A 12,309-nucleotide genomic window follows, 5' to 3' on the forward strand; every position below is an offset into this window, starting at 1 on the left:
TCGAGCACCGTCCCGTCGTGCGGGCAGCCCGGGCCCCAAGGCCCGCAGGGCACGACGGGCACGACGGGTGCGACGGGTGCGACGGGTGCGACGGGGCCGCAGGGCGCGACGGGTGCGACCGGCCCCCAGGGCACGAACGGCACTAACGGGCCGCAAGGTGACACGGGTGCCACCGGGCCTGCCGGCCCGCAGGGCACGACGGGTGCGACGGGTGCGACCGGCCCCCAGGGCACGAACGGCACTAACGGGCCTCAGGGCGACACAGGCGCTACTGGGTCGCAGGGTGCTAACGGCCCGCAGGGTGACACGGGTGCCGCTGGCCCTCAGGGTGATACCGGTGCGACCGGTCCGCAGGGTGTTACGGGTGTTACGGGTGCTACGGGCGCGACCGGGCCTCAGGGCGACACAGGCGCTACTGGGCCGCAGGGTGCTAACGGCCCGCAGGGTGACACGGGTGCCGCTGGCCCTCAGGGTGACACCGGTGCGACCGGTCCGCAGGGTGATACGGGGGCTACGGGCGCGACGGGACCCCAGGGGGACTCGGGTGCGACCGGCCCTCAGGGCGGCACAGGCGCTACTGGGCCGCAGGGCGACACGGGTGCGACCGGCGCTCAGGGGGCCACCGGCCCTCAGGGTGACACGGGCACCACTGGCCCTCAGGGTGACACGGGTGCGACCGGGCCCCAGGGCGACACAGGTGCTACTGGGCCGCAGGGCGCCGCTGGCTCTCAGGGTGATACCGGTGCAACCGGTCCTCAGGGTGACACCGGTGCAACGGGTCCTCAGGGTGACACGGGTGCGACTGGGCCGCAGGGTGACACGGGCGCTACCGGTCCGCAGGGTGCTAATGGCCCTCAGGGTGACACCGGTACAACCGGGCCGCAGGGCGACACGGGTGCCACCGGCGCTCAGGGGGCCACCGGGCCGCAGGGCGACACAGGCGCTACTGGGCCCCAGGGCGACACGGGCGCTACGGGCCCCCAGGGTGTTACGGGTGCGACTGGCCCGCAGGGTGACACGGGCGCTACCGGCCCGCAGGGTGCGGCCGGGCCGCAGGGCGACACGGGCGCTTCAGGCGCGCAGGGTGCCTCGGGCGTCGCCGACATCACTCCGGCCGTCGGAGACAGCGTGACGCTGACACCGGGGCAGACGCTCGCTTTGGTCGCTGTGTGCCCGGCCGGTCAGCATGCGGTCAGCGGGGGCTGGGTCGGGGGCGACGAGGTCATCCCCGTGAACAGCTACCGGAGCACGAGCACGAACCCCGATGACAGCTGGACCGTGAACTTCCACAACACCTCCGCCACCCAGAACTACTCCGTCACTCCGATCGCCTATTGCGCACCGTGACGGCCCTGGCAAAGGGGGTGCGACAGGGCCGGGGCCTGATGCGGTACCGGCCGAGTCCGCTCGGTTCGTGACCGTGAAGTGAGCAGGTCCGGGGACCCCGGTCGGCCTGGCAGGGCCGGCCGGGGTCCCCGCACGTGTGCTGCCGGAGCCCGGCCGAGTCGTCCTGGTTCGCCGCGAGGGAGCTGCTATGGCGGACGGCGCGCGAGGATGGAAGAGACGATGGATGAAGAGACACATCCAGACACATCCATACCGGCTCACAGGAGAGGAGGAGCGGGGATGGTTACGGCAGCCGAGACCGTGCTCGAGCCCACCGAGCGTGTCCGGGCCCAGAAGAAGATGTCGGACGCTGGACTGACCACGCTCGAGCCCGCGGCACGCGTGCGGGCCCAGAAGGGTCAGTACGGGAGCCAGAGCACGCGAGGGTTCACCGGGCGTACGCAAGACCGGAACAGGACCGGTGAGGCTCACCCTGACGGGGGTGTCCACCTGCGCGCTCGTATGTTCCGCGCCCCGGTTCCGATCCCGTACCTCAGCCTGGAGAACGTGCCCACCCGGGACCTGGTCTTCTACGGAGGCCTGGGAGCCCTCGCTGTCGCGGGGGCCCTTGAGTGGCCGGTCGCCCTGGCCGTCGGAGGAGCCACCTGGCTCGTGCGCAGCAGGCGGAAGGAAGGGCGCTGAGACGCGGTGGAGCCAAGTGGGGAGCGGTGCCCGGCAGCGCGAGGCTGTCGGGCGTTCCCATGATCCAGAACGGTGGGGAGGGAGGGCACGGCGGTCGGCGACACCTGTTTTTTCCCGCGCCGCTGCCGGGGTGGGTGGTCGCCGGCCGCCCGGCCGGCGTCACGGGCTCGTGAGGATGACGAGCTGCTGGGTCGCCCTGGTCATGGCGACATAGCGGTCGATCGCTCCTTCGACGCCCTCGCCGAACGTCTCCGGGTCGACGAGGACGACCAGGTCGAATTCGAGTCCCTTGGACAGCTCCGGGGTGAGCGACCGGACGCGAGCCGTGCTCGGAAAAGCCGGATCGCCGATGACGCAGGCGATCCCGTCGGCATGCGCGGCGAGCCAGGTGTCGAGGATCGAGTGCAGGTCCGCGGTGGATCCGTGCGCGACGGGCACGCCGCTGCCGCGGACGGAGGTCGGCACGTTGGCGTCCGGGAGCACGGCCCGGATGACCGGCTCGGCTTCCGCCATGATCTCTTCCGGCGTGCGGTAGTTGATGCTCAGGGACGCCAGGTCGATCCGGTCGAGCCCGATCCGGTCGAGCCGCTCCCGCCACGACTCCGTGAACCCGCGCCTGGCCTGGGCACGGTCCCCGACGACGGTGAAGCTCCGGGACGGGCACCGCAGCAGCAGCATCTGCCACTCCGCGTCGGTCAGTTCCTGAGCCTCGTCGACGACGATGTGCGCGAACGGGCCGGCGAGCTGGTCCGGGTCGGCGGTGGACAGTTCGGACTCGTCCACCAGGCTGACCTCGGCGTCCTCGCCGCGCAGCATCGTCACCAGGCCCTCGCCGTCGTCCCCGTCGGCCCCGGAGTCGGCCACGGCGGCGATCAGGTTGTCCACGACCTGCGCCATGCGCTCGCGCTGCGCGGCGACGACGGCCTCGTGCCGGGCCTTGCGCCGTGACGTCTCCGGGTCACCGAGGCGCTGCCGCGCCGCGTCCAGCAGCGGCAGGTCGGACACCGTCCAGGCCCGGGCGTCCGGGCGCTGGAGCTTCTCGACGTCGCCGGGGCCGAGCCAGGGAGCGCACAGCCGCAGATAGGCGGGCACGGACCACAGGTCTCCGACGAGGTCGGCCGCTTCGAGCAGCGGCCAGGCGCGGCTGAAGGCCGTTCGCAGTTCCCTGTTCTGCCGCAGCGATCTGCGCAGCAGGTCGTCCGGGGCGTCGCCGTCGTGCTTGTCCACCAGGATGGTGAGCAGTTCCTCCCAGACCTGGTCGCGTGCCTCGTTGTGCGGGGTACCGGGGTCCGCCGCTTCGAACGCGGCGGCCCAGTCGTCGGCGGTCAGCCGGATGTCGGACCAGTGGGTGGAGACCGTCATCCCCTTGGCGGGCGGCTCCTCGTAGAACCTGACGGCCGGCTCGATCGCCTTCACCAGATCCGCGGACGACTTCAGACGGGCCACGTCCGGATCGGACTCGACCGCCGCCGTGGCCCCTTCGGCGACGAGGTCGCGCAGGGTGCAGGTCCGCACGCCCTCCTCGCCGAGGCTGGGGAGGACGTCGGCGACGTAGCCGAGGTAGGGCTGGTGCGGGCCGACGAACAGCAGGCCGCCGCGGCGGTGACCGAGGCGGGGGTCGGAGTGGAGGAGGTAGGCGGCGCGGTGCAGGGCGACGACGGTCTTCCCCGTGCCCGGACCGCCGTCGACGACGAGAGCGCCGCGGGATCCCGCGCGGATGATGGCGTCCTGGTCGGCCTGGATGGTGCCGAGCACGTCGCGCATCCGAGGCGAACGGCTGCTGCCCAGGCTGGCGATGAACGCGGACTGGTCGTCGAGCGCGGCGTGCCCGGCGAAGTCGTCCGCGGTGAGCACCTCGTCCCAGTAGTCGCTGATCCGGCCGCGGGTCCAGCGATACCTGCGGCGGCTCGTCAGACCCATCGGGTTGGCGTGGGTGGCTCCGAAGAACGGCTCAGCCGCGGGGGAGCGCCAGTCGAGCAGCAGCCGGCGACCCGTGCTGTCGGTGAGGCCGAGCCGGCCGACGTACACGGGCTCGGAGTGGTCCGTGCCGACCATGCGGCCGAGGCACAGGTCCAGGCCGAAGCGGCGCAGTGTGCGCAGGCGTGCGGTCAGCCGGTGGATCTCCAGGTCCCGGTCCAACGCCTGCCGGCCCGTGCCGCCGGGCGCCCTGCGTTCGGCGGTGAGGCGGTCGGACACCTCGGCGATCGACTGCTCGAGGCACTCCGCGATGGCGGCGAAGTGCTGCTCGTCGTCGGCGATCAGAGTCGGGTCGGCTTTGGAGGAGAGACGGTCGGGAAGGTCGAAAGCGCTGGTGGTAAGGGGGTTCATGGTCTTCGGTTCCGATCTGGGGTCGCTTGCGACCGTTGCGTGCGGCAAGGTGTCCGGCCCGGCGTTACCTCGGGCCGGCGGGTTGTCGTGTTCCGGGCCCCGGCTCGGCGATCCCGCGTGGCTCACGCGGGCCCCGGCGGACTTCTCAGCTGATCGCGTCGAGCAGCAGCTTCGCGGCCACCGCCGCTCCGTCGGTGCGGATCATGTCGGCCACGGCGGCCGCTCGTGCGCGGGTGCCGGAGGCGAGGGCCGTCCCGAGCGCGGCCGACAGGGACTCGAAGGTCGGAGTCGGACCGTCGTGTGCCGCGCCGATGCCGAGGTCCGCCACCCGGCCGGCCCAGTACGGCTGGTCCGCCGCCTGGGGCACCACCACCTGAGGCGCGCCGGCCCGGGTGGCCGTCGTCGTGGTGCCCGCGCCGCCGTGGTGCACGACGGCGGCCACCCGGCCGAACAGCGCCTGCTGGTTGACCTCGCCGACGACGAAGCAGTCGTCACGGTCGTCGACCAGGGCCAGGTCGGCCCAGCCGCGGGACACGACCGCGCGGCGGCCCTGTGCTCGGATCGCGTCGACGGCCGCCTGGGCGACATCCGTCGAGGTGCGCAAGGGCATGCTGCCGAAGCCCACGTACACCGGTGGCGTCCCCGCGTCCAGGAACGCCGTCAACTCGGCCGGGAGCGGGCGCATGTCGGGCAGGGTCCACGCGCCGGTCTGGACGACGTCGAGGTCCGGCGTCCGCTGCCACGGGTCCAGGGCCGGGTCCGTCGCCAGCCACGGCCGGTCGCCGATGACGTAGTCGCGGACGTCGCTCACCGGCGGCAGGCCGATCGACGCGCGGTTCGTGTTGAGCGCCTCACCGAACAGCGTGTTGATGCTCCGGGCGTCCAGGTCCCACAGCTCCCGGTTGTCAGTCACGTCCGGCGGAAACGGACGGCCCGGATACGCCAGCGGCGCGCGGTGCGGCGACGGCAGGGTGAGCTGCTGGAAGGTCACGGACACGGAGCGGATGCCCAGCTTCTCCGCCACCGACAGCGCGCCGGCCGCGGCCGGCATCATGCCGGTCGCCACCAGCACGTCGCATCCCCCGGCCGCCGCGGTGACCGCGTCGAGCTGGCCGACGATCAGCTCGGCCGCGCGCTGGGGCAGCGACGACGGCGACGGCGCCGCGGTCGTCAGCGCGCGCGCCGACCGGCCGACCGGCACCAGCGGTACGCCGACACCGGCCAACCGCTGCGCGAAGTCCTCGTCCGGCGGCGCGCACACCCGCACCTCCGCGCCGAATTCCCGCAACCGCACCGCGAGTGCCACCAGTGGTTCGACGTCCCCCCGCGATCCATACGTCGACAACAACACACGCACTTCGCGACACCCACCCTCGTTTTCTGGCTTCGGCCGGCGATTCTGCGGCACGACGGGGGCCTTGCCGCAAGCCCCCCAGTGCGCTATACGTTGAGAGTGGAAAGGAGCGGGTGACCTCCTTTCCCTTTCTTTTTGTCCGTCCGATGCCGACGGACGATGTCCTTTTTGCGAATATTGCGCATATCGGCTCCGCCGCCTGAGGGAATTGGCAGGAGCCGGCAGGACGGCACACAGGCCCGCGTCCTGCCGAGGGAGTCCCGGAGGACGCGGGCCGGGGCCGGGTCAGGCCGGTCGTGGGGCGAGCAGCGGGCGCTGGGCCTTCTTGTGCTCCTCGTAGGCGGCGCGGGCCGCGGTGGTCGACGGCAGCGCGGAGACCTCGGCGACCGGGACGTCCCACCAGGCGTCCGAGCCGGGCGCCGGCACCAGAGGGTCGGTCTCCACATGGACGACGGTGGTGCGCTCGGCGGCCAGCGCGGTGGCGAGCGCCTCGCGGAAGCCGTCCAGACCCTGGGCGCGGATGACGTCCGCGCCCAGACTCGCCGCGTTGGCGGCCAGGTCGACCGGCAGGGTGTCGCCGTCCAGGTGCCCGGTGGCCGGGTCGCGGTAGCGGTAACGGGTGCCGAACCGGTCGGCGCCGACCGACTCCGACAGCGCGCCGATCGAGGCGTAGCCGTGGTTCTGCACCAGCACCACGACCAGTTTGAGGCGCTCGGCCACCGCCGTGGCGATCTCCTGAGCCATCATCAGGTACGAGCCGTCGCCGACCAGCACCACGACCTCGCGGTCGGGCGCGGCCATCTTCACGCCCAGCCCTCCGGCGATCTCGTAGCCCATGCAGGAGTAGCCGTACTCGACGTGGTAGCCCAGCGGGTCAGTGGGGCGCCACAGCTTGTGCAGATCGCCCGGCATCGAGCCGGCGGCGCACACCACCACGTCGCGCTCGCCCATGCCGTCCCGCAGCGCGCCGATGATCTCGCTCTGGGCCGGCAGCGGCCGGCGTCCGGCGGTGAAGGCGGCGTCCGCCACCGCGTCCCAGCCGCGGACCAGTCCGGCCGCGCGGTCACGCCACTCCGGGGCGGCCGACCAGCCGGACAGTGCGGCGCCCAGGGCCTGGATGCCCGCGCGGGCGTCCGCGACCAGCGACACCCCGGCCTGCTTGGCGGCGTCGAACGAGGCGATGTTGAGGTTGACGAAGGCCACCCGCGGGTCGGCGAACAGGGTGCGCGAGGCGGTGGTGAAGTCCTGCCAGCGGGTACCGACGCCGATCACCACATCGGCCTCGCGGGCCAGGGAGTTGGCCGCGGCACTGCCGGTGTGGCCGATCGCGCCGACCGCCGCCGGATGGCCGTGCGGCAACGCGGCCTTCCCGGCCTGCGTGACCGCCACGGGAACGCCGGTGGCGGCGGCGAACTCCGCGAGCGCGGCGGTGGCGTCGGAGTGGATCAACCCGCCGCCCGCCACGATCAGCGGGCGCCGTGCGCCCCGCAGCAGCCGCACGGCGGCGGTCAGTGACGCCTCGTCAGGTGCCGGGCGGCGGACGTGCCACACTCGGCGGGCGAAGAACTCCTCGGGGAAGTCCCAGGCTTCCGCCTGCACGTCCTGCGGCAGGCACAGGGTGACGGCGCCGGTCTCGGCCGGGTCGGTGAGCACCCGCATCGCCTGCACGGCCGAGGAGAGCAGTTGCTCGGGCCGCCAGATCCGGTCGAAGAACCGGGAGACGGGCCGGAAGGTGTCGTTGACGGTGATGTCGGCGGCGTACGGCTGCTCCAGCTCCTGGAGCAGCGGTGAGGCGGCGCGTGAGGCGAAGGTGTCACCGGGCAGCAGCAGCACCGGCAGCCGGTTGACGGTGGCCAGCGCCGCCCCGGTGACCATGTTGGTGGAGCCGGGCCCCACCGAGGCGGTGCAGGCCAGCGTGGAGAGCCTGCGCCGGGTGCGGGCGTAGGCCACCGCGGCGTGCACCATGGCCTGCTCGTTGCGGGCCTGGTAGTAGGTCAGGTCGTCGGGGCGTTCCAGCAGCGCCTGGCCGAGGCCGGCGATGTTGCCGTGACCGAAGATGCCGAAGCAGCCCTCGATCAGCCGCTGTTCGACGCCGTCCCGCTCGGTGTACTGCTGGGCGAGGAACGCCACCAGCGCCTGGGCGGTGGTCAGCCGGCGTACCCGCCCGGCGGACGTGGTCGTGGTCATCGCGGGCCTCCCGCGTCGCAGATCGGCACCCGGGGGTCGGCGGCCTGGCCGTCCCACGAGGCGCGCACCCAGTGGTGGGCCGGGTCGTCGCAGCACGCCATGGTGCGCTGCGGGTCGGGCCCGGCGAGCACGTTGAGGTAGTAGAGGGGATGTCCCGGAGCGGCCATCGAGGGGCCGTGGTAGCCCCGGGGGACGAGCACGACGTCACCCTGCCGGACCTCCGCCAGCACGTCCACCCCGTCGACCCCGGCCGCGGCGGGCTCGTACACCCGCTGGTAGCCGAAGCCGTGCGGGCCGGGGCCGCCGATCTCGAAGTAGTAGATCTCCTCCAGCACCGCCTCTCCGGGGCGCCGCTCGTCGTGCTTGTGCGGCGGATAGGACGACCAGTTCCCGCCGGGGGTGAGCACCTCGACGGCGACCAGACGGTCGCAGGGGAAGCCTTCGGGGGAGGCGAAGTTGTTCACCTGCCGGGTGGCCGGGCCCGCGCCGCGGATCTCGACCGGTACGGCCTCGGCGGGACCGTAGGCGGGCGCCAGCCGGCGCTCGCAGCGGGCCGCGGGGAGCGCGAACCGCCCGCCGGCCGCCGAGTGCACGGTGAGCCGGGCGTCGCGCGGCGCGTAGGCGAAGTCGGTGACCCGGCTGAAGACGTCGCTGCGGCCGTCGAGTTCGAGGACGGTGCCGTCGATCTCCAGGCGGCAGCCGCCGGACAGCGGCAGCACGATCATCTCGCTGTCACCGGTGTCCAGCGTCCGCGAGGCACCCGGTGCGAGGTCCAGGACACGCAGCGAGCCGTAGGCCCACCCCGCGTCCTCAGGGGTGACGGTGAGGCGGAATCCGTCCGCCGCGGCGGTGCCGTCGGGCAGGTGCAGCCGACGGGACATCAGGACTCCCGGCCGAGCAGCGAGACGGCGGTGTCCACGGCACCGGCCACATCGCCGTCGGCGGGGAAGAGCATCGTACGGCCGATGATCAGACCGCGGACGTGCTCGATGTCCAGTGCGCGCTGCCAGGACGCGTACATGGCGTCGGGGTCGCCGCCGCCCTCGCCGCCAAGGAGCAGGGTGGGCATGGTGGTGGAGGCCATCATCCGCTCCATGTCGGGGACGACCGGGACCTTCAGCCAGGTGTAGGCGGAGGTGCGGCCGAGCGCGGAGGCGATGTTGTTCACCCAGATCTGCGCGTCGGCCTCCAGGATGTTGCGCACCTTGCCGCCCTCGCGCACGGACTTGAACGGTTCGATCAGGGCGAGCAGCCGGCGCTCCGCCAACTCGTTCACGGCGGTGGCGGTCCCGCTGAGCGTCTCCGCGGTCCCCGGGTCGGCGGGGTCGACGCGCAGCAGCACCTTGCCGCCGTCCAGCCCCGCCTCCTCGATGCCTCGGGCGTCGTAGCAGGTGAAGCGGTCGTCGAGTTCGAACGAGGCACCGGGGATGCCGCCCCGGTTCATCGAGCCGAGCACCAGCTTGCCATCGAGCGCGCCGAGCAGTGTCAGGTCCTCGACCAGGTCGGGGGTGCCGAGGAAGCCGTCCACGCCGGGGCGGGAGAGCGCCTCGACGCAGCGGGCCAGCAGCTCGTGCCGGTCGCCCATGGCGGTGGGGTTGCCGCCGGCGGCCACCGCGCCGCGGGCCGGGTGGTCGGCGGCCAGGATGAACAGCGGCCGGGCCAGGTCCGCGGGGTCGAACTTCGGGCGGGCGGCGGCGGCCCGGCGGATCGCGTCGGGGTCGGTGAGCCGGATCCGGGTGACCTCGGCGAGGTCACGGGCGGCGGGGGCGGTGGCGAGGGTGGTGCTCAACGGGGTTCTCCGGTCGTGGTGGTGGCGACGGCGCGCGAGGTGGGGCGGCCGGTCAGCTCGGCGATCTCTTCGGGGGTGGGCATCGCGTCGGCGCAGGCGTGCCGGGAGGCGACCAGGGCCCCGGCGGCGTTGGCGGCGGCCAGGGTGTCGGCCAGCGGCAGTCCGGCCAGCAGTCCGGCGACCAGGGCGCCGCCGAACGCGTCGCCCGCGCCGAGGCCGTTCACCACCTCGACGGGGATCGGCGGCACCCGTACGTCCTCGGCCGCGGTGCGCGCCAGGACTCCGTGCGGGCCCTGCTTGACCACGGCCAGCCGCACTCCGCGGGCGAGCAGCAGGTCGGCGGCCCGGTCCGGGTCACGGGTGCCCACCGCGACCTCGACCTCGTCACGGTTGCCGACCGCGACGGTGGCGTGCTCCAGCGCCTGCGCGTACCGGGCGGGCGCCTCCTCGGGCCGGTCCCAGAACATCGGGCGCCAGTCCAGGTCCAGCACGGTGTCGGTGCCCGGGTCGCGCTCGGCGAGCGCGCGCAGTGTGGTGCCGTACGACGGTTCGGCGCACAGGCCGCTCCCGGTGGCCCACACGACCCGGGCATCGCGCAGCGCGGGCAGGTCCAGGTGCTCGGGCAGCAGCCGCAGGTCGGGGGCATCGGGCCGGTAGAAGTACAGCGGGAAGTCGTCCGGCGGGAAGAGCTCGCACAGCACCACCGGGGTCTGGGCCCCGGGCACGGTCACCACATGCCGCTCGTCCACGCCGAAGCCGCGCAGCGCGTCACGGACGAACCCGCCCAGCGGGTCGTCGCCGACGCCGGTGACGACCGCGCTGCGCAGGCCGTGCCGGGCGGCGGCGACGGCCACATTGGTGGCACTGCCGCCGAGGTACTTGGCGAAGGTGCGCACCTCGGCCAGGCCGACCCCGGTCTGCTGCGGGTAGAGGTCGACGCCGACCCGGCCCAGGGTGATCAGGTCGTACGTCACGCGGCGTCCTCCAGGGCCATCGACGCCCGGTCGACGTAGAGGGCGGCGTCGGCGCACTCGGTGACCAGGGTCGCGGGCCAGGAGGGGTCGTAGCCGCGGGCGGTGGCCAGGCGGCGCACCGCCTCGCGCTTGTGGGCGCCGTGGACGGTCATCACCGCGCGCCGGGAGTTGGCCACGATGGTGTGCACGCCGACGGTGACGCCGTGCCGGGGCACCTCGTCGAGGGACGCGAAGTCGGGGAAGGTGCCCATGTTGTCGACGCGGGTGGTGTCGGCGAGCTCCACGATCCGGCTGGTGCTGTGGCGTTCGGTGCCGGGCGGGTTGAAGGCGATGTGCCCGTCCGAGGCGCCGCAGGCCAGGATGAACAGGTCGATGCCGCCGGCCTCGGCCAGACGCCGCTCGTAGGCGGACGGGTCCGCGGGGTCGGGGAACCACACCGCGTCGGCGGGGATGCTCCGGGTGGGCCCGGCCGCGGCGTTGAGGGGGGCAACGATCTCCTCGGCGGCGAAGCGGTGGCAGCTGTTGTGCGCGCCGTGGTCGATGTCGTGGAAGCCGCCCGGCGCGTCGGGGTCGGGCAGTACGTACTCGTCCATCATGGCGATGACGACGTGCCGCAGGTCGAGCCCGCGCTCGGCGGTCAGTTCGGCGAGTGCCTCGTAGACCGGCTTGGGGCTGCGGCCGCCGGGGCAGCCCAGGACGTAGCGCCGGCCGGAGCCTGCTGCTTCCGCGATCCCGTCCGCGATCTCGCGGGCCAGCTCCGCGCCCAGTTGGGCGGGGCTGTCGAAGACGCGCGGGGGAAGGGGGGCCGACATGGATGTCACTCCTTTACGGCGCCGGCCAGCATGCCGCTGATCATGCGGCGCTGGAGGGCGATGTAGCTGATGAGTACGGGCAGGGCGACGATGACGGCGGCGGCCGCGGTGACGCCCGGGTTGCTGTTGCGCCGGTTGCCCGCGAAGAACGACAGGGCCAGCGGCGCGGTCTGCACGCTGCGGTCGTCCGGGACGAGGACCAGTGCCAGCAGGAACTCGTTCCACGCGAAGAGGAAGAGCAGGGTGGCGAGGGTGCCGATGGCGGGTGCGGCCATCGGCAGCAGGATCGAGCGCAGGGTGCGGAACCTGGAGGCGCCGTCGACCGCGGCGGCCTCGCGCAGCGCCGGCGGCGTGGACACGAAGAAGGTGCGCATCCAGAACACCGCGAACGGCAGGGACAGGCCGATCTGCGGCAGGATCAACGCCCAGTAGGTGTTGGTGAGATGCCAGGACCGGAGTTGGTAGTAGAGCGGGATCACGGTCGCCTCGTACGGCATCACCAGACCGACCAGCAGCAGTCCCAGGAGCAGTCCCTTGAGCGGGAAGGGGAAGGCCGCGAAGGCGTAGCCGGCGAGGACGGCCAGCACGATGGTGCCCACCACCACGGCGGCGGCCACGATCAGGCTGGACAGCAGGGCCTGCGAGAACAGTCCCCGGCTCCAGGCCTCGGAGAAGTTGTCGAAACTGATGGAGGTGGGGAGCGTGAAACCGCTCTGCCGGGTGCCGGGCTTGCTGAGCGCCAGCAGTACCACGGACAGGAAGGGGTACAGGGCGGCGATGGCGGCGACGGCCAGGACCGCGTGTCCGATGACGGTCTGGCGGCGGCTGGTGAGCATC

10 protein-coding genes are annotated in these 12,309 nt (G+C 73.1%); 2 read left to right on the forward strand and 8 right to left on the reverse strand.

The genetic code is table 11. The features are described from left to right. The first annotated feature begins 1,128 nt into the window (after positions 1-1,128). Positions 1,129-1,347 carry a hypothetical protein gene (locus TNCT6_RS41265; RefSeq protein ID WP_225078873.1) on the forward strand — a complete coding sequence of 73 codons (219 nt, stop codon included), beginning with the start codon at positions 1,129-1,131 and terminating at the stop codon, positions 1,345-1,347. A 279-nt stretch (positions 1,348-1,626) separates the two neighbouring features. Next, complete coding sequence (locus TNCT6_RS32970; RefSeq protein WP_141364934.1) at positions 1,627-2,028, forward strand: hypothetical protein; 402 nt, start codon at positions 1,627-1,629, stop codon at positions 2,026-2,028. A 159-nt stretch (positions 2,029-2,187) separates the two neighbouring features. Here the strand turns inward: TNCT6_RS32970 and helR are convergent, their stop codons facing one another. From helR to TNCT6_RS33010, 8 genes are all read right to left on the reverse strand, one after another. Further along, positions 2,188-4,356 (reverse strand): RNA polymerase recycling motor ATPase HelR, encoded by a 2,169-nt coding sequence (gene helR / locus TNCT6_RS32975; protein WP_141364935.1) that lies wholly within the window; start codon positions 4,354-4,356, stop codon positions 2,188-2,190. Positions 4,357-4,501: 145 nt separating this feature from the next. Beyond that, positions 4,502-5,707 (reverse strand): glycosyltransferase, encoded by a 1,206-nt coding sequence (locus TNCT6_RS32980; protein ID WP_216372862.1) that lies wholly within the window; start codon positions 5,705-5,707, stop codon positions 4,502-4,504. 288 nt (positions 5,708-5,995) lie between these two features. Then, positions 5,996-7,897 carry a 3D-(3,5/4)-trihydroxycyclohexane-1,2-dione acylhydrolase (decyclizing) gene (gene iolD / locus TNCT6_RS32985; protein ID WP_141364940.1) on the reverse strand — a complete coding sequence of 634 codons (1,902 nt, stop codon included), beginning with the start codon at positions 7,895-7,897 and terminating at the stop codon, positions 5,996-5,998. Beyond that, positions 7,894-8,778, reverse strand: a complete 885-nt coding sequence (gene iolB / locus TNCT6_RS32990; RefSeq protein WP_141364942.1) for a 5-deoxy-glucuronate isomerase — start codon at positions 8,776-8,778, stop codon at positions 7,894-7,896. Before iolB ends, iolD begins: the two co-directional genes overlap by 4 nt. Next, entirely contained in the window at positions 8,778-9,686 is a 909-nt protein-coding gene (locus TNCT6_RS32995) for a deoxyribose-phosphate aldolase (protein WP_141364944.1), read from the reverse strand. Before TNCT6_RS32995 ends, iolB begins: the two co-directional genes overlap by 1 nt. After that, positions 9,683-10,660, reverse strand: a complete 978-nt coding sequence (iolC, locus tag TNCT6_RS33000; RefSeq protein WP_141364946.1) for a 5-dehydro-2-deoxygluconokinase — start codon at positions 10,658-10,660, stop codon at positions 9,683-9,685. The genes TNCT6_RS32995 and iolC overlap by 4 nt, the downstream gene beginning before the upstream one ends. After that, on the reverse strand, positions 10,657-11,472 hold the full coding sequence (locus TNCT6_RS33005; protein WP_141364948.1) for a 6-phosphogluconolactonase: 816 nt from the start codon (positions 11,470-11,472) through the stop codon (positions 10,657-10,659). The genes iolC and TNCT6_RS33005 overlap by 4 nt, the downstream gene beginning before the upstream one ends. 5 nt (positions 11,473-11,477) lie before the next feature. Then, positions 11,478-12,308, reverse strand: coding sequence for a carbohydrate ABC transporter permease (locus tag TNCT6_RS33010; RefSeq protein WP_141364950.1), 831 nt, complete (start codon positions 12,306-12,308; stop codon positions 11,478-11,480). Position 12,309: the final 1 nt, after the last annotated feature.

This window comes from Streptomyces sp. 6-11-2 (assembly GCF_006540305.1).
In the GTDB taxonomy this organism is placed as follows: Bacteria; Actinomycetota; Actinomycetes; order Streptomycetales; family Streptomycetaceae; genus Streptomyces.